The organism is Pseudofrankia saprophytica (assembly GCF_000235425.2).
GTDB lineage: Bacteria > Actinomycetota > Actinomycetes > Frankiales > Frankiaceae > Pseudofrankia > Pseudofrankia saprophytica.
This window is the reverse complement of the sequence record NZ_KI912267.1, coordinates 681,804-699,352: the sequence shown is the minus strand read 5'-3', so window position 1 is coordinate 699,352 and position 17,549 is coordinate 681,804. Positions and strand designations below refer to the sequence as shown.

Below are 17,549 nucleotides of genomic sequence, written 5' to 3'. Positions count from 1 at the left end.
GGCCTGAGATCAACGACGTTCAGGGATCAATCGGGTTCACCGGTCCCAGAGGCCGATCCAGGCATCAGTCCGGGTATTCCGGTCCGCGTTCGCCAGCCCAGGGGGTGCCGTGACCAAGCTGAACCAGATCATCGCGATCGAGAAGGGTGTGAAGGCGCGCGCCGCGCGCGAGTTCGCCGACCTGCAGGGCTCCACGCAGAAGGACGCCCTGCTCGCCGGCATCTCCCGGACCTACCAGCCGCGCGACGAGGAAGGCGACCAGCTGCCGGCGGAGGGCACCAAGGTCCAGGTACGCGTGGAAGAGGTGCTGACGCAGCTTTCCGCGGTCCTGACCCGGTTGTTCGACGTGGTCGCCACCAAGGACATCGCGAACCGCGAGGCGACGGCCGACGTCGTCGTCGACGGCGTGACGCTGCTGCGTGACGTGCCGGTGGCCTACCTGCTCTTCCTGGAGAAGCAGCTCGCGGACCTGCAGGCGTTCCTCGCGAAGCTGCCGGTGCTCGACCCGGCCGAGGACTGGACCTGGGACCCGGCCGCCGGCGTCTACCGCACGCCGACGACGAAGACCGTGCGTTCCCGCAAGGTGCCCAAGGTGCTCGTCAAGTACGAGGCGACGGAACACCACCCGGCGCAGACCGAGGTGTTCACCGTCGATGAGCCGGTCGGCGAGTGGTCGACGGTGAAGTTCTCCGGCTCCCTGCCCGCGGACCGGCGCCGTCAGCTGGCCGACCGGGTCGTGGCGCTCGCCGAGGGCGTGAAGGTCGCCCGCGAGGCCGCGAACCAGTTCGAGGTGACCGACCAGACCGTCGGCCGGCAGGTGTTCGACTACCTGTTCGCCCGTTAGCTCGCCCGGCCCGAGGTAACCGGCCCTCGGCAGACCGGCCCGTGGCGGACCGGTTCACAGTCTCCCGCCTGGAGCGGCGGGACGCGTCCGGCGACGGACGTGAAGCTGAGACTCATACTCAAGATCATGAAGGGCGGTGACAGCGGGGGTTCGATTCCCCTCCCCGGCTCGAACCTGCCGGGGTAGCCCAGTGGTAGAGGCAGCCGTCATTGAATCTTAGTCTCTCGCTCCACAACTGAAGACAGGCCATATCGCCGGCCCGGCCGACGTCCGGAAAATTAAGGTCGAGGTTGCGGGTTCAAGCCCCGCGCGGTGCTCCACCTGCGCCGCTAGCTCAATTGGAAGAGCGCGACCCGTGTGATGCTGACCGGCCGCCAACAAAACGGACTGGCGTGTGCATGATGGCCATCCCTCGGGGCCCGGAGAAGGGTAGTCTCCGGGCTCCACCAAATCTCGCCGGCTTCACCAGTTCCCACGGTCGTGGCCTGCCTCGGGCGCGATCGGCCGCCCTCGGTCAGGCCGCCGCCGTAAGCTGACGCGACCAGGCCGACCGCCAGGTAGGCCGCTCGGTGGCCGGCTCAGTGGCCGGGTCCGGCGGTCGCTCCGGCGGTGGCTCCGGCGGTCGGTAGTGGCTGGCCGGCGTCCGCGCGATCGGGACGGTGGCGAGACAGACCACATGGAGATGCTTGAGGTCCGGGGTATCTTCCGGTATGTCCGACCTGGCGGTACCGGGGCCCGTCCGCCAGCCGTCCTCCAGTCAACGCGGACAGGTCGCGTCGTCCGCCCGAAAGGCGGCCGACAGCTGATGTCCACGCACCGATCGATGCATCGCACTCTGATCGTCGCGGACAAGTTCCCGCCGGTGCTGGGCGGGATACAGACCTTCGCCTACGCCTTCGCCGCGACGCTGCCCGCGGACAAGGTCCTCGTCGTCGCCCCGCCGCACCCCGACGCGCCCAAACTGGACGCGGACGCGCCCTTTCAGATCATTCGGCATCCTGCCGCCCGGCTGCGCCTGCCCGGAGCCGGTCCCGCCATCGGCCGGATCGCGCGCGCGGAGGGCTGTACCGCGGCCTGGTTCCCGGCCGGCACGCCGCGCGGGATGATCGCGCCCGCGCTGCGCCGTGCTGGCGTGGAATGGGTGGTGTCGTCCACGCACGGGCATGAGTACGGGTGGTCGCAGCTTCCCTACGGCTGGTCCCTGGTGCGCGCGGTCGCCGCTCGGGCGGACGTCGTCACCCACCTGACCGAGGTGACCCTGCGCCGCCTGAGCAAGGTCGCGCCCGCCGGTACCAGCTTCGAGCGGCTGACCGGCGGCGTCGACGTCGACCGGTTCCAGCCCGGCGTGGGCGGCGAGGACATCCGACGCAGGCATGGATGGGGTGATCGTCCTGTTGTGACGTGTGTCGCCCGTTTGGTGCCGCGTAAGGGCCAGGACGTCCTGATCAGGGGGTTGCCGTCGGTGTTGCGTAACCACCCGGACACGCTGCTGGTCGTCATCGGCCGGGGGCGGAGCGCCGGCCGACTGCGACGACTGGCGGCGAGCGCCGGTGTCAGGGAAAATGTCGTTCTCGCGGGCGCCATTCCCGAGAGAGAACTGCCCGCATACCTGGACGCGGCCGACGTGTTCGCCATGCCGTCGCGGCCAGCCAAGCTGGGCCTGGACCTGGAGGGACTCGGTCTGTCGTCGCTGGAGGCTGCCGCCGCGGGCAAACCGGTGATCACCGGTGCCGCCGGGGGAGCGCCCGAGGTCGTGATCCCCGGTAAGACCGGGCTGGTCGTCGACGGTACCGACGTGTCCGCGGTCGCCGACGCCGTTGGCGAGCTGCTCGCCGACCCGGACCGCGCCCGCCGGATGGGCGCCGCGGGCCGCGAGTTCATGACGTCGGCCTGGACGTGGGAGTACCTCGGTGGCCGGCTCGCCGCGCTGCTGACCGGCCCGTCATATGCCTCCGCCCTCGCGGGCGGCCCAGCGCCGGGAGCTGGCCAGCCATCCCCGGCTCCCCTGCCAACCGCCCCGTCCTCACCGGGCCACACAGACGGGGCGACGGCACGATGAGCGAACCAGCCGAACGAGAGGACGCGCCGTCGCCGGCGCCGGCGACGATGCTGCTCGAGGCATCGTTGCCCGAGACCCAGCCTTCAGAAACCCTGCCTTCAGGAATCCAGCCTTCAGAAACTCCGCTGTCCGCGATCGAGCTGCCCCAGGCGACGCCGACGAGCTTGCCGTCGACGGCGAAATCCCGCCGGTCCCGGCGGATCATGGCCGTGCTCAGCATCGTTGCGCCGGCGGTGGGCGCCGTATGGCTGGGAACCCACCACGAGGAGCTGCGCGCCGCCTTCCAGGCCTGTAAGCGGGCCGACGGCGAGTGGCTGCTGGTCGCGGTGGTGGCCGCGTGCGCGACCTACTTCGCCGCGGCGGCGAGCATGAAGGGCGCGGTGACGCGCAAGCTCCCGTTCGGCCAGCTGCTCGCCATCCAGATCGCCGGGATCCTGCCGAACGTGCTGGTACCCGCCGGTATGGGCGTCGCTGCCCTGCAGACCCGCTATCTGCTCAGGCGCGGCCTGACGATGGCCGAGGCCGTCGCCTCGACCGCCGCCAACGCGACGGCCGGCGCGATCCCGCACGCCCTGATGCTCATCGTGCTGCTGTTCGCCGGGGCGGTCCCGGTGCCGCACCTCGCGTTCGGGGGGAGCACCCGCTTGTTCGTGGTGGCGACCGTGGCGGCGGCGCTCGTGGCCGCGTGCGTGCCCAAGGTCCGCCGGGCCATCGTCTCGGTGGCGCGCCGGCTCGTCGAGCACCGCGACCTGTTGGCCGGCGCCGGCAGCACGCGGCGGGCCGCACTGCTGTGGGGCGGCTCGATCGCGATCCCGATGCTGCACGCCGCGACCCTGTGCGCGATCGCGGCCGCGCTGCACGCGCCGCTCGGCCCCGGGAAGATCATCGTGGTCTACCTGGTGGCGAGCGCGCTGTCGGCCGTCATCCCATCGCCCGGCGGCTTCGGCGGCCTCGACGCCGCGCTGACGGCGCTGCTCACCGGCGCGGGCGTGCCCACGGCGACGGCGATCGCCGCCGTCCTCGGCTACCGCCTGCTCACCGCCTGGCTCCCGCTGGCCCCCTCCGCCGCCGTCTGCGGCGTCCTCATCCGCACCCGCGTCATCTGACGGTCAGGGCACCGGCCCGCCGGGAGCCACGGCCCAAGATCCGCAAAAGCGCCGGTCCGGGTGCTCGGGACGGGCCTGGCCGCAGGTGCCGCGAGAATTGTGAGCCGGGCACAAGGCGGGTCCGGTGGGTGGACCGGAGGGTGTAGGGCGTGAACGGGGTGGACGCGGCGCTGACGGCCGGAGCCGGGCTGCTGGCCGGTGGCGTCAACGCGATCGCGGGCGGCGGCACGCTGATCGCCTTTCCGGCGCTGCTGGCCGCCGGACTGCCGGCCGTCACCGCCAACATCACCTCGTCGGTCGGGCTGGTCACCGGCTATGCCGGCGGCGCGCTGGGCTACCGGCGCGAGCTCGCGGGCCAGGCCGCCCGGCTGCGGGCGCTCGGGCCGGCCGCGGTCCTCGGTGGCGTCGTCGGGGCCGTGATCCTGCTGGTGACGCCCAAGGGTGCGTTCAAGGCGGCCGTCCCGTTCCTGGTCCTGCTCTCGTGCGCGCTGCTGGCCAGCCAGACGAGGCTCGGCGGTCTCGTCGCCCGCCGTCGCGCGGCCAGGACCACCGCCTCGGCGGCGGCCGCCACGCCGCCTGCGGTGCCCTCGGCTGGTGTGGCGACGGCGACCACCCAGGTGACCCTGGGCGCGGAAATGACCGTGGGCGCGGAAATGACCGTGGGCGCGGGAGCCGCGCAGCCGGTTACCTGGCCGACGCGTGTCGGGGTGTTCCTCGCCGGCGCCTACGGGTCGTACTTCGGGGCCGGGCTGGGTGTGCTGCTGCTGGGCGTCCTCGGGATCCTGCTGGTCGACGACCTGCAGCGCACGAACGCCCTCAAGACGCTGCTGTCGTTCATCGTGAACGCCGTCGGCGTGGTGATCTTCCTGGTGAGCGCCCAGGTCGCCTGGGCCTATGCCGGCATCCTCGTCGTCGCCTCGGCGATCGGAGGCGTGCTCGGCGCCCGCGTCGCCCGCCGCCTGCCCGCCAAGGGCCTGCGGGCCGGCGTCATCACCCTCGGCGTCGGCGTCGCCGTCGTCCTGCTCATCCGCGATTTCTGAATCCGCGATCTCCGGGCGGCGTCCGGCCGTGGGTCGGATCACGTCGTCGGAGGGACCGTCGGACGCCGTTCCGGACCTGGCACCGCCGGTGTCGTGGTACGTGTAGGCGCATGGGGATCGTCTCGCCTGGCTTCCAGGGCCGGCGCCGTTTGAGCCCGACGCTGCCGCCCGGCCAATACCTCGAAGAGGACTTCCCGGTCCTGTCGGCCGGACCGACGCCGCGCGTCCCGCTGGACCGGTGGCGGTTCACCATCACGACCGAGACCGGCGAGAAGTACACGTGGACCTGGGACGAGCTCCAGGCCCTGCCGCAGGAGACGCCGACGGTCGACATCCACTGTGTCACCCGCTGGTCGAAGCTGGGCACCACGTGGAAGGGCGTCTCGCTGGACACCCTGTTCGCCGACGTCGAGACGACCGCCGACTACACGATGATCCACTCCTACGGCGGTTACACCACGAACCTGCCGCTGGAGGACCTGCTCGACGGCCAGGCCTGGATCGTCCACACGTTCGACGGCGAGGATCTGGACTCGGAACACGGCGGCCCCGCCCGGCTCCTCGTCCCGCACCTGTACTTCTGGAAGTCCGCGAAGTGGGTCCGCGGCATCCAGCTCCTCGTCGAGGATTCGCCGGGCTTCTGGGAGGCCGCGGGCTACCACGACCGCGGCGACCCGTGGCTCGAGCAGCGCTACCAGGGCGACTGATGGCGAGGACTCCGTGACCGGCCGCCCGGCCCGGGTCGCGGCCCGGATGGCCTGGCGGGTCGGCCGGCTCACCGAGGTCGTCGACGAGACGCCAACCGCCCGCACGCTCGTCCTCGACGTGCCCGGCTGGCCGGGGCACCTCGCCGGCCAGCGGGTCGACGTCCGGCTGACCGCCGAGGACGGCTATCGCGCGTCGCGCGCCTACTCGATCGCCGCGCCGGTGGACGGCGACCGGGTGGAAGTCACCGTCCAGCGGGTGCCGGACGGTGAGGTGTCGCCCTACCTGACCGAGGTCTTCGCGGTGGGGGATCCGGTCGAGCTGCGCGGGCCGATCGGCGGCTGGTTCGTGTGGCAACCGGACGGCCCGCCCGATCCGGTGCTGCTCGTCGCGGGCGGTTCCGGGATCGTCCCGCTGATGGCGATGATCCGTGCCCGCCGCGCGGCCCGCAGCCGGGTCCCGTTCCGGCTGGTCTACGCGCTGCGCGGCCCCGGCGAGACGTACTACGCGTCCGAGCTGCGCGGCCTCGGCCCCGACGACGGCGGCCTCGACGTCGCCTACGTCTACAGCCGGTCCGTCCCGGAAGGCTGGCCGGTCCCGCCCCACCGGATCACCGGCCCGGACCTGGCCGCCGCCGGCTGGCCCGCCGAGTTCAGCCCCACGTGCTATGTCTGCGGCCCCACCGGCTTCGTCGAGACCGTGGCCGACCTGCTCGTCGACCAGGGCCACGACCCGTCGCGTATCCGCACCGAACGCTTCGGCCCCACCGGCCGCTGACGGCGCCGCGCTGCGGCCCTACGCGACGGGACCGCGGTGGGCGCGGCCGGAATCACCTGGAGATGTCCCGGGTGTCGGGGGAGAGTTGGGGACGGCGAGAGCGAGAGCCATGACGGGCGCTGGCGAGGAGGCCGGATGACGCGGGAGCTGTGGGACGCCGTCGACGACTACTTCGAGGGGCTGCTGGTGCCGGCCGACCCGGCGCTGGCGGCGGCGCTGCGGGCCAGCGACGCGGCCGGGCTCCCGGCGATCCAGGTGTCGGCGAGCCAGGGCAAGCTGCTGCAACTGCTGGCCCGGACCGTCGGCGCGCGCTCGATCCTCGAGGTCGGCACGCTGGGCGGCTACAGCACGATCTGGCTGGCACGGGCGCTGCCGGCCGGCGGCCGGCTCGTCACGCTCGAGGTGGACCCGGCGCACGCCGCCGTCGCCCGCGCCAACGCCGAGCGCGCCGGCGTCGCGGACGTGGTCGACGTGCGGGTCGGAGCGGCGCTGGAGACCCTGCCAAAGCTCGCCGCCGAGGGCGGTGGCCCGTTCGACCTGGTCTTCATCGACGCGGACAAGCCGAACAACCCGGGCTACTTCGAGTGGGCGCTCAGGCTCACCCGGCCCGGGAGTCTGATCATCATCGACAACGTCGTCCGCGGCGGCGCCGTCGCGGATCCCGACAACACCGAGCCCTCGGTCGTCGGGACGCGCCGCGTCCACGAGCTGATCGCCGCCGAGCCGCGCGTCAGCGCGACCGCCGTCCAGACCGTCGGCACCAAGGGCTATGACGGCTTTACTCTGGCCTTCGTCACGGGCGAGTAGCCCGCCCGTCGAGCCGGCGGCCGCGGCGTCCCCATCCCCGCACGGTCAGCCGGCGTGGACGGGCGCCGCGGCCGGCTGGCCGCACCAGATCACCTCGCCCTCCCTGCCGAGGCTCACCGCCGGGCCGTCGTCGTCGCCGTTGGAGCCGTCGGCGGCGAGCCTGGCCGCGAGCGCGTCGAGGTCGGCGTCGGTCCGGCCGGGGGAGTGGTGGATGAGGACCAGCGACCGTACCCGGCAGTCCCGCGCGAAGCGGATAGCGTCATCGATCGTCGAGTGGCCGTAGGCGTCGGCCGCTGCCCGGTCACCGAAGCCGTTCGAGGCGTCGTGCAGCAGCAGGTCCACGCCGGCCGCCAGCGCCACCGCCGCCGCCGTCGGCCGGCCCGCCAGCGCGTGGTCGGGCAGGTAGGCGAGGCTTGCCCCGTCCGCGCTAACCCGGTACCCGAACGTGCGGCCGCCCTTGTGCGGGACCTCGGCCGCCGTGACCGCGAACCGCGGCGGCACGGTGAGCCGGCCCGGGCGCACGAGCCGGGCGCGCCACTGCCCGCGCAGGCCGGAGATCCCGATCGGGAAGCTCGGCGGCGACATCGACCGGGCGAGCAGGCTGGCCGCGCTGCGGCCCCGCTGGGCCGGCACCCGCAGGTCGACCCGCGCGTCCGGCCGGTCGAGGCACCGGGTGAACGGCAGCCCCTGGGTGTGGTCCCAGTGCAGGTGGGTCAGCAGGACCGTGCCCCGGAACGGCGCCGGCCCGAGCAGGGCGTCGAGGTTGCGGGCCCCGGTGCCCGCGTCGAGCAGCAGCGTCGGCCCCGGCTCGCCCGCCGCGGTGACCGCCACGCAGGAGGTGTGGCCGCCGTAGCGGGCGAAGGGCTCGCCGGGCGCGGGCGTCGACCCGCGGACTCCGAGCAGGTGCACGTTCACGCGGTCACCGACTCGCGCCGCGCCGCCGGGATCGCCGGCGCCCGTGGCCCGGGTTCGCTCGGCGCACCGTCCCCCTCCTCGCGGCGGTGCCCGCGGGCCAGCTGCGCGAGGGCCGCGAGGTCGACGGCGTCCCTGCTGGCCCTGGCGACGCGCACCGCGGTCAGCGCGGTCAGCGTCGCGGTCCGCAGGCCGCCCTCCAGCAGCGAGCGCTCGCCGACGATCGCGCCTGGGCCGACCTCGGCGATCCGCGTGCCGTCGACGTCGACGCCGAGCACCCCGTCGAGCAGCAGGAACAGCGCGTCGCCCGGCGTGCCCTGCCGGACCAGCTCGGTGCCGGCGGCCAGGTTGTCGATCTGGGGCCGCTTACCGGCCCGCATGATGTGGTGGGACAGCTCCCGCTCGAGGGCCGTCTCAGCGGCGACCACCAGCGCCGGAGAGTCCTCGTCGCCCCATGGCGTGTGCCGCCACGAGGGCTGCGAGGTCCAGCTCGACCAGTCGGTGATCCCCGACTTGAGCACCAGGTGGCCGTCCGCGTCGTAGACCCAGTGCCGGGGGAAGGCGCTCGCGCCGACCATGTCGTACTCGGCCCGCCCGTCGGCGAACAGTGTCAGCGACAGCGTCGACCAGGTGACGGGGCTCTGCAGCCGGAAGTACGGCGGCCGCGCGGTCTGGCGCGGCAGCGGGAGCGCGGTGCGGCCGCCGCCGGTCTGGGTGAACCGCACCCAGCCGTCGCCCACGACGGGCTCGGCCTGGATGTCCGGCATGGCGACCCCGGCGAACGTCGCGCCCAGCCCGCCGAGGCGGACCGTGGTCGACCCGGTCACCGCGCCGCCCGTGTAGCGGAACGCCAGCACCTCGCCGTCGTCCCCGAACGTCGCGGCCGCCGAGAGGCGGTTGGCGAACCGGAACCGGTCCGCGCGGCGCAGCGCGTCGAGGTCGTCGACCTGGGCGGGCAGCGGCTCGTCGTAGTGGCTGACCCCGAGCGAGAAAGGAAGCTTGCCGAATCCCCGGATAGCCTCCGAAGGAATCCAGGACAACGACATGACGCTCGACTCGACCATCCGCGTTCCCATCACGCCCTCCAAAAGGAAATGTGAGGCGGGTCTTTTCCGAAATCCCGCCGTCCGGTTTACACCGTCAGAAGCTACGGGCGCGCCCGTGCGCCGCCGAGGGCGTCAGCCGCTTGCTCCGTGCGTGGCAGCACCCCGCGGGCCGGGTGCTGCCGGCGTGGGCCGGCCCCCGCGCCGCGCCCTGACCAGGGAGAACCTGGTGGACAACGGCCGGACGCGCCGGCGGCCGGCGGCCGGCACCGGCTTTCTGTGTGGCCCGCACCCGGGCCACCGGGTGCTAGCACGCCAGAAATGCCGTGCTGATCTCCTTGGCGTGACGGGCCGAATCCGGCTGAATGGACGCCATGGAACCGATCACGGTACTGCTCGCCGATGACAACCTCATCGCGCGGGAAGGTATTCGTGCGCTGCTTGGCACCGACCCGGCCGTACGGGTCGTGGCGGTCGCGGCCGACCGCGACGAGCTGGTCCGGGCGGCGTTCGAGCTGTGCCCGCAGGTCGTCGTGACCGACATCCGGATGCCGCCCACCTTCCAGGACGAGGGGATCGCCGGCGCCAAGGAGGTCCGCCGCCGGCATCCGGGCACCGGGGTGGTGGTGCTGTCGCAGTTCGACGACCCCGAGTACGCGATCGCCCTGCTGGCCGACGGAGCCGCCGGCTTCGCCTACCTGCTCAAGGACCAGGTGGGCGACTCCGACCGGCTGTCGAGGGCCATCCGGGAGGTCGCGACCGGGGGCTCCATGCTCGACCCGCAGATCGTCGCCACGATGCTCTCGCCGGTGACCCGGCGCGGGGAGCTGACGGCCGACCAGGAGGACCTGCTCGCCGACATGGCCGCCGGCCGGCCGGTGAAGGCGATCGCTGCGGCGCGCCGGCGCACCCCGGAGGCGATGAACGGCGAGATCGAGGAGATCTTCCTGCGGCTGGCCGAGGGCGCGAGCGCCGGGCGGCGCGGCGCGCTGCGCAGGCTGCGGCTGCTGCACACCGCGCTGCTGCGCCGCGAGGAGCAGGGGGAGACGCTGTCGCGGCTGCTCCCGTCGGGGCTCGCCGAGAAGCTGCGCACCGACGTGGGCGCAGCCACGGGGCGCACCGAGCGGCTCGAGGTCACGGTGCTCATGTCGGACGTGCGCGGCTACTCGACCATCGCGGAGTACACCGATCCGGCGGTGCTGGCCGGCCAGCTCAACGCCCACCGCCGCGAGATGAATGCGGCGATCCTCGGCCACGGCGGGACGGTGATGCAGTACGTCGGCGACGCGGTGATGGCCGTGTTCGGCGCCCCGTTCGCCCGTCCGGATCACGCACTGGCGGCCTGCCGCGCGGCAGGCGCGATGCACGCCCGGCAGGCCGGCCTCGACCAGGCCTGGGCCGGGGACGGCCTGGAACCGTTCGGGCTCGGTATCGGGGTGTGCAGCGGCCCGGTGGCGGCGGCCCTGCTCGGCAGCGAGGAGAGGCTGGAATACACCCTGGTCGGCGACACCGTGAACCTCGCCCAGCGGTTGGGAGACCTCGCCCGGCCCGCCGGGACGACGGTGATCAGCGATGCCACCGCCGCCGCGCTGCGGGGCCACGGGGAGTTCGACGTCTGGGAGATGCCGGCGCGCACCGTCAAAGGCCGCACCACCCCGGTACGCCCGTTCCAGCTGCACCCGCCTCGCTCTGGAGCGAGTTCTCCAGGCCCCGACGTGGCCGACTTCCCGCGCCTGGTGGAATGCGTCCCACCGGTCGGCGCTCTCATGGCAGATTCCCTGCAGGTGGAGGCGGTGGGCGCGGCGGGCGGGCTCGCCGTCACGCCCGTCGCCCGGGCTGGCGCGAGTGTTTCCGGCCGCGGCCGCCGGTGGTGGCCCACTCGTGGCCGGGGCAATGTCCAGGCGCGCGATGAGTAAGCCGGCGCGGCTGTTCCTCGCACGGCCGTCAGCGGGCCGTCTCTCGGCGGCCAATGACACTCGGGCGACGCGGCCGCATCCGAGGAGCCGCGTTCACGGAAACCGCCGGCGCGTCGCTGGCGGAAGGGAATGCCGGCGTACGCCGGCCGGGGGAAGGAACTGACATGACGAGTACTGACCTGCTCGGCGGCGCCGCCGGGCCGGAGCCCGGCGCTGGTACCGCCGCCGTTCCTGGCGGCGCCGCGCCCGCGCCGCCCACCGCGGCCGATCTCGGGGGGGCCGCGGTGGGCGACGCGGGCACGGCGCCGGTCGTGCGGCTGCGGGGCGTGCGGCGCACCTTCGACGCCGATCTCGCGCCGGTGCGGGCGCTGCGCGGCGTCGACCTGGACGTCGCGGCCGGCGACTTCGTCGCCGTCACCGGCCCGTCCGGGTGCGGCAAGTCGACGCTGCTGAATGTGATCGCGGGCCTGGAAGCCGTCGACGACGGCACCGTCGATGTCGTCGGCGAGCGGATCAGCGAACGCGACCCGGACTGGATCGCCCGGTTCCGGCGGCACCATGTCGGCATCGTCTTCCAGTTCTTCAACCTCATCGACGGCGTGTCCGCGTTGCAGAACATCGTGCTGCCAGCCTCGATCGGCGGAATGCGCCGGCGCGCTGCCGAGTCCAGGGCCCGGGACCTGCTCGACCTGCTGGGCCTCGCCGACCGCGCCGACCAGCTTCCGTCCGTGCTGTCCGGTGGACAGCGCCAGCGGCTGGCGATCGCGCGGGCGCTGGTCAACTCCCCCACGCTGGTGCTGGCGGACGAGCCGACCGGCGCGCTCGACAGCGAGGGCGGGCTGGAGATCCTCGAGCTGTTCCGCCGACTGCACGCCGACGGCCAGACGATCATCATGATCACCCACTCAGCGGATGTCGCGGCCGGCGCGCAGCGCGTCGTGCCGATGCGCGACGGCCGGATCGTGGCCTGAGGCCGCCATGATCACGAAACAGGGGTCGGATCGAACCGCGGACAGTGCGCCAGGCCCGAGGCCGCCGGGCATCGGCGGCCCGGTGGCTGGCCTGTGGCGGCCGGTCTGGGCGTGGCTGCGGCTGGACCTGCGGCGGCGCTGGCCTTCCCTGATAGCCCTCGCGCTGCTGGTCGCGCTCGCCACGGGCACGGTCATGACCGCGGCGGCCGGCGCCCGCCGCGGCGACTCGGCCCTCGACCGGATGCTCGCCGTCACGCTGCCCCCCACGCTGGTGCCGGTGCCCACGGAGCCCAACTTCGACTGGGAGGCCGCGCGGCGCCTGCCCGGCGTGGCGGCCCTGGGCACGTTCCTGGCATCCGGCTCCCTTTCCATCGAAGGCCACCCCGGGGTGGACGCCGGCTCGGTGCCGCTGGACACCGAGATCTTCCAGACGGTCGAGCGCCCGGTCGTCCTGGCCGGCCGGCTCGCGGACCCGACCCGGGTGGACGAGGCGGTTGTCAGCCCGCGCTTCCTCGAGAAATCCGGGCTGTCGGTGGGGGATACGGTGACCGCGATCCTGCCGACCCCGGCCGAGACCGCCGCGATGGCCGACAACGGTTCGGCCCCGGTCTCGTTCTCGGGCCCGCGCCAGCAGCTCAAGATCGTCGGTGTCGTCCGCTCCTTCTGGTGGTTCCGCGACGAGCCGAACTACCAAGGCGGGCTGGAGACCACCTACGCGTTCACCCAGACCTACCGGGAGAACCTGTTCGGCACCGGCGGCCAGGGCTTGGTGGTCGCCCTGGTCCGGCTGCGCGACGGCGCCGCCGGGGTACCGGCCTTCCAGGCCGCGCTCGACCAGCAGGCGACACACCCCGTCGACGCCTTCGACGTCGTCAAGGGCGCGGCGGACTACCGTGCGACCACCACCTTCGAGGCCGGCGCGCTGGCGGCGTTCGCGCTGGCGGCCTACCTCGCCGCCGTTGTCCTGGTCGGGCAGGCCGTGATCCGTTTCGTGATCGGCGCGACCGCGGACCTCGGTGTGCTGCGCACGCTCGGCCTGACCATCCGGCAGGCCACCGTCGCGGCCGCGGCCGGTCCCGTGCTCGCCACCACCGCCGGGGCGCTTGCCGGGGCCGTCGCGGCGGCGGCCGTCTCGCCGCTGTTCCCGATCGGCTCCGCGGCGGCCGTCGAGCCCAGGCCGGGCTTCGACGTCGACCTCGGAGTGCTTGCCGCGGTGGTGGGCGTGACGGTGCTGCTGGTGGCGGTGGCGGCGACCACGACGGCGTTCGCGGCATCGGCGCGCGGTGTCCGGCCCGCGCGCCCGCGTGGGTCGGCGGCCGCGCGGCTGGCCTACCGCGTGGGCCTTCCGGCCCCGGCGCTCACCGGAATACGGTTCGCGCTCGAACCGGGCCGGGCCGGTGCCGCGGTGCGCCCAGCGCTGGTCGGCGCGGTCGTCGGCGTCCTCGGTGTGCTGGGTTCGCTGACGTTCCAGAGCGGCGTCGCCGACGCGGCGGTCAACCCCGCCCGGTTCGGGCAGAACTTCGCGGTCGGGAGCACCGTCGGCTGGCTTGACAACGACTTCGCGCCGGCCGATGACATCGAGCGCCGCGCGGCCACCGACCGCGACGTGCTCGCGGTCAACGACACGCTGGTCGACGTCGCGGAGGTCGCGGGCCGGCCGGTGACGCTGTTCAGCCTCGACCCGGCCACCGCCCGCCCGCTGCCTGTCCCCGTGCTGTCCGGCCGGCTGCCGGCCACCTCGGGCGAGATCGTGCTGGCACCCGGGGTCGCCAGCCGGACCGGCGTCAAGGTGGGTGACGTCATCACCGTGGGGCGGGGCCCGGCGGATGGCACGCGGATGCGGGTGACCGGGCTGGCGTTCGTCCCGCAGGACTCGCACACCGACTACAACCAGGGCGGCTGGGTGACCGCGGGTGGCTACCGCGCGCTGTTCTCGAAGGGCTTCAAGTACCACGAGCTCCACGTCGAGCTGCGGCCGGGCGTGAGCGCGCCGGCCGTGCGTGACCGGCTCAACAAAGCCGCGGGCACCGGCGACGCCTTCTATGTTCTGACCGACGAGCTACCGATCGACGCGATGAACCGCTTCCGGGGCATCGCCGTCCTGCCCCGTCTCCTCGGGGCCTTCCTGGGCGTGCTCGCCGTGGGCGCGGTCGGCCACGCCCTGTTCGTCGGGGTGCGCCGCCGCCGGCACGAGGTCGCGGTGCTGCGTGCCCTGGGCACCACCGGGTGGCAGACGCGGGCGATCGTGCTGACCCAGGCCGCCGTCATCGTGATCGTCGGCCTGGCCGTCGGCGTGCCGGTCGGCGTCCTGCTCGGCCGCGCGCTGTGGCGGGCGATCGCGACGAGCACACCGCTGATCTACGCGCCGCCGGTCGCGACGCTCGCTCTCGCGCTCGTCGTCCCGGCCGTGATCGTCACGGTGAGCGTCCTGGCGTCTGTTCCGGCCCGGCGCGCGGCCCGCCTGCGCGTGCCGGACGTTTTGAGAGCTGAGTGAGAGCGACGATGACAGGCAGAACGTCGGAGACGGCAATGGACGGGCGCGCGCGGGTCGGCGGTGGTCCGGTGGCGCGTGTCTGGCGGCCGGTGTGGGCGTGGCTGCGGCTGGACCTGCGGCGCCGTTGGCTGTCGCTGCTCACGCTCGCGCTGCTGGTCGCGCTGGCCACCGGTGCCGTGATGACCGCGGCGGCCGGCGCCCGGCGCGGCGCCTCGGCCCTCGACCGGATCCTCGCCGTCACATCACCGGCCACGGTGGCCGCCGTGCCGAACGAGCCGGGCTTCGACTGGGACCCCGTGCGGCGCCTGCCCGGCGTGGAGGCGCTGGGCACGGCCCTGCTCACCGGCACCTTCGCCATCGAGGGCCACCCAGAGGTGGAGGTCCTGTCTCCCCCCATGGACGGCGAGATCATGCGGACGGTCGAGCGCCCCGCGGTGCTGGCCGGCCGGCTCGCGGACCCGGCGCGGGCGGACGAGGCCGTCGTCAGCCCGCACTTCGTCGAGACGACCGGGCTGTCGGTCGGGGACACGGTGACGGCGCTGCTGCCGACGCCCGCGCAGACCGAAGCGGCCGCCCTGAACGAGGAGCCGATCTCCTACTCGGGCCCTCGCCAGCGGCTCACGATCGTCGGCGTCGTCCGTTCCGGCTGGTGGTTCCGGGAAGGACAGGACAATCCGGGCGGTATTGGCACCACCTTCGCGTTCACCGAGACCTACCGGGAGAACCTGCTCGGCACCACCGGCGACGCGGCCATCGTGAACGCCGTGGTCCGGCTGCGCGCCGGCGCCGCCGGGATACCCGCGTTCCAGCAGGCGCTCGACCGAGTGGCGCAGCGTTCCGTCGAAACCCTCAACGTCGTCGCGGACGAGCAAAGCTTCCGCGAGACCACGACGTTCGAAGCGGTCGGTCTGGCCGCCTTCGCGCTGGCGGCCTACCTCGCAGCCCTGGTCCTGGTCGGGCAGGCCGTCGTCCGTTTCGTGATCGGCGCGACCGCGGACCTCGGCGTGCTACGTACGCTCGGCCTGACCACCCGGCAGGCCACCGTCGCGGCCGCCGCGGGGCCGGTCGTGGCCTCGGCCGCCGGGGTGCTCGCCGGGGCCGGCGCGGCGGTGGCCGCCTCGCCGCTGTTCCCGATCGGGTCCGCGACGCTCGTCGAGCCCGATCCGGGCGTCCACGTCGATCTCCTGGTGATCCTCGCCGTCGCGGGGGTGACGCTGCTGCTGGTGACGGTGGCGGCGACCACGACGGCGTTCGCCGCGTCGGTGCGCGGCGTCCGGCCGGTCCGGCCACGCGGGTCGGCGGTCGCGCGCCTGGCCTACCGTCTCGGCCTGCCGGTGCCGGTGCAGACGGGCGCGCGCTTCGCGCTCGAAACGGGTCGGGCCGGCGCCGCCGTGCGCCCGGCGCTGGTCGGCGCGGTCGTCGGGGTCCTCGGCGTGCTGGGCTCGCTGACCTTCCAGGCCGGCGTCGCCGACGCGGTGGCCAACCCCGCCCGGTTCGGGCAGGTCTTCGCGGTCGGGAGCTTCGTCGGCTTCGGCGGCGACGACGTCGCGCCGGCCGACGACCTCCTGCGCGCCGCGGCCGCCGACCCCGACGTGCTCGCGGTCAACGACACCCGGGTCAATGTCGCGACCGTCGAGCGCCTGCCGGTGACGTTGTTCAGCCTTGACCCCGTGGCCGGGCACCCGCCGTCGATCCAGGTGCTCTCGGGCCGTCTTCCGGCCACGCCGGGCGAGATCGTGCTGGCGCCGGGCGTCGCCCGCCGGACCGGCGTCAAGGTGGGCGACGTCCTCACCGTCGCCGGGCGTGACCCGGCGGCCGGCACGCCGATGCGGCTGACCGGCCTGGCCTTCGTTCCCCAGGACCCGCACACCACCTACAACGAGGGCGGCTGGGTAAGCGCGGCCGGCTACCGCGCGCTGTTCCAGGACGGCTTCAAATACCACGAGATCCGCGTCGAGCTGCGGGCGGGCGCCAGCGCCCCCGCCGTGCGCGACCGGCTCAACGCGGCCGTCGGCGCCCACGACGCCTTCCTCGTCCTGCTCGACGACATCCCAGTCGACGAGCGGGACCGATTCCGCGGTATCGCGGTCCTGCCCCGGCTGCTCGGGGTCTTCCTGGGGGTGCTCGCCTTCGGCGCGGTCGGTCATGCCCTGTTCGTCGGGGTGCGCCGCCGCCGGCACGAGGTCGCCGTGCTGCGGGCGCTCGGCACGACCCGGTGGCAGGCCCGGATGATCTTGCTGACCCAGGCCGCCCTGATCGGGACGATCGGCCTGGCCGTCGGCGTGCCGGTCGGCCTGCTGCTCGGCCGCGCGCTGTGGCGGGCGGTCGCGACGAGCACCCCGCTGATCTACGTGCCGCCGGTCGCGGCGCTCGCGCTGGCGCTGGCGGTGCCGGCCACGGTCATGATGGCGGCCCTCCTGGCGTCCGTTCCGGCCCGGCGCGCGGCCCGCCTGCGCGTGCCGGACGTCCTGCGAGCCGAGTGAGCAACGATGACCAGCCCCGTTCCCAGTACGACGCCGCATGCCGGCATGTCCGTCGCCCGCGGCGTCTCCGGCGTGGCCAGGCGCGCGTCGGCGTGGCTGCCCACCTTCGTCGTCCTGGCGGCGTTCGCGGCCGCGCTCGCCGGCCCACGCCTCGTGGGCACGGCGGGCGAGGCGCCGCTGGACGACGCCGTTCGGACGGTCGGGCTGGTCTCGACCGCCAGCTGGGTCGTGCTCGCCGTGGTTGCCCGGACCGTCCGGCCGCCCCGGCATGCCTGGGTCGCCGCGGTGGTCGCGGCCGTCCAGGCCGGCGCGCTGCTGGAACCGCGGCTCGCGGCCGCCGCGGTCGCCGTCTGGGCGCTCGCCCTGGCCGTCCCGCCCGACGGCGCGCTCCT

Annotated in this window: 14 protein-coding genes; 12 read left to right on the top strand and 2 right to left on the bottom strand. The window is 74.0% G+C overall.

From position 1 onward, the window contains the following. Positions 1 to 109 precede the first annotated feature (109 nt). From FRCN3DRAFT_RS0237415 to FRCN3DRAFT_RS0237385, 7 genes are all read left to right on the top strand, one after another. On the top strand, positions 110 to 844 hold the full coding sequence (locus tag FRCN3DRAFT_RS0237415) for a DUF7873 family protein (RefSeq protein WP_007515646.1): 735 nt from the start codon (positions 110 to 112) through the stop codon (positions 842 to 844). 823 nt (positions 845 to 1,667) lie between these two features. Next, the gene (locus FRCN3DRAFT_RS0237410) at positions 1,668 to 2,903 is read left to right on the top strand and encodes a glycosyltransferase family 4 protein (RefSeq protein ID WP_035931593.1); all 1,236 of its coding nucleotides are present in this window, start codon (positions 1,668 to 1,670) and stop codon (positions 2,901 to 2,903) included. Further along, the gene (locus FRCN3DRAFT_RS0237405) at positions 2,900 to 4,009 is read left to right on the top strand and encodes a lysylphosphatidylglycerol synthase transmembrane domain-containing protein (protein WP_007515644.1); all 1,110 of its coding nucleotides are present in this window, start codon (positions 2,900 to 2,902) and stop codon (positions 4,007 to 4,009) included. The genes FRCN3DRAFT_RS0237410 and FRCN3DRAFT_RS0237405 overlap by 4 nt, the downstream gene beginning before the upstream one ends. Before the next feature lie 149 nt (positions 4,010 to 4,158). Then, positions 4,159 to 5,049: a sulfite exporter TauE/SafE family protein gene (locus tag FRCN3DRAFT_RS0237400; protein WP_007515643.1), complete on the top strand. Its 891-nt coding sequence runs from the start codon at positions 4,159 to 4,161 to the stop codon at positions 5,047 to 5,049. A gap of 110 nt (positions 5,050 to 5,159) precedes the next feature. After that, positions 5,160 to 5,756 carry a sulfite oxidase-like oxidoreductase gene (locus FRCN3DRAFT_RS0237395; RefSeq protein WP_007515642.1) on the top strand — a complete coding sequence of 199 codons (597 nt, stop codon included), beginning with the start codon at positions 5,160 to 5,162 and terminating at the stop codon, positions 5,754 to 5,756. Positions 5,757 to 5,802: 46 nt separating this feature from the next. After that, positions 5,803 to 6,531: a ferredoxin reductase gene (locus FRCN3DRAFT_RS0237390; RefSeq protein ID WP_051467611.1), complete on the top strand. Its 729-nt coding sequence runs from the start codon at positions 5,803 to 5,805 to the stop codon at positions 6,529 to 6,531. 135 nt (positions 6,532 to 6,666) lie between these two features. Continuing rightward, positions 6,667 to 7,338, top strand: coding sequence for an O-methyltransferase (locus tag FRCN3DRAFT_RS0237385; protein ID WP_007515639.1), 672 nt, complete (start codon positions 6,667 to 6,669; stop codon positions 7,336 to 7,338). 45 nt (positions 7,339 to 7,383) lie between these two features. On the opposite strand, the gene FRCN3DRAFT_RS48160 is transcribed toward FRCN3DRAFT_RS0237385, so the two are convergent. Both FRCN3DRAFT_RS48160 and FRCN3DRAFT_RS0237375 read right to left on the bottom strand, forming a co-directional pair. Continuing rightward, on the bottom strand, positions 7,384 to 8,253 hold the full coding sequence (locus FRCN3DRAFT_RS48160; RefSeq protein ID WP_007515638.1) for an MBL fold metallo-hydrolase: 870 nt from the start codon (positions 8,251 to 8,253) through the stop codon (positions 7,384 to 7,386). After that, complete coding sequence (locus tag FRCN3DRAFT_RS0237375) at positions 8,250 to 9,326, bottom strand: cyclic nucleotide-binding domain-containing protein (RefSeq protein WP_007515637.1); 1,077 nt, start codon at positions 9,324 to 9,326, stop codon at positions 8,250 to 8,252. The genes FRCN3DRAFT_RS48160 and FRCN3DRAFT_RS0237375 overlap by 4 nt, the downstream gene beginning before the upstream one ends. A 341-nt stretch (positions 9,327 to 9,667) precedes the next feature. Between FRCN3DRAFT_RS0237375 and FRCN3DRAFT_RS50825 the strand changes: the two genes are divergently transcribed. From FRCN3DRAFT_RS50825 to FRCN3DRAFT_RS55620, 5 genes are all read left to right on the top strand, one after another. Next, positions 9,668 to 11,209 (top strand): adenylate/guanylate cyclase domain-containing protein, encoded by a 1,542-nt coding sequence (locus tag FRCN3DRAFT_RS50825; RefSeq protein WP_106410644.1) that lies wholly within the window; start codon positions 9,668 to 9,670, stop codon positions 11,207 to 11,209. Positions 11,210 to 11,373: 164 nt separating this feature from the next. After that, on the top strand, positions 11,374 to 12,180 hold the full coding sequence (locus tag FRCN3DRAFT_RS0237365; RefSeq protein ID WP_007515635.1) for an ABC transporter ATP-binding protein: 807 nt from the start codon (positions 11,374 to 11,376) through the stop codon (positions 12,178 to 12,180). An 82-nt stretch (positions 12,181 to 12,262) separates the two neighbouring features. Continuing rightward, the gene (locus tag FRCN3DRAFT_RS0237360; protein WP_232794376.1) at positions 12,263 to 14,674 is read left to right on the top strand and encodes an ABC transporter permease; all 2,412 of its coding nucleotides are present in this window, start codon (positions 12,263 to 12,265) and stop codon (positions 14,672 to 14,674) included. Positions 14,675 to 14,709: 35 nt separating this feature from the next. Further along, entirely contained in the window at positions 14,710 to 17,157 is a 2,448-nt protein-coding gene (locus tag FRCN3DRAFT_RS0237355) for an ABC transporter permease (protein ID WP_007515633.1), read from the top strand. A 6-nt stretch (positions 17,158 to 17,163) separates the two neighbouring features. Continuing rightward, positions 17,164 to 17,549: hypothetical protein (locus FRCN3DRAFT_RS55620; RefSeq protein WP_198536207.1), on the top strand; the 386-nt coding region annotated here is incomplete at its 3' end.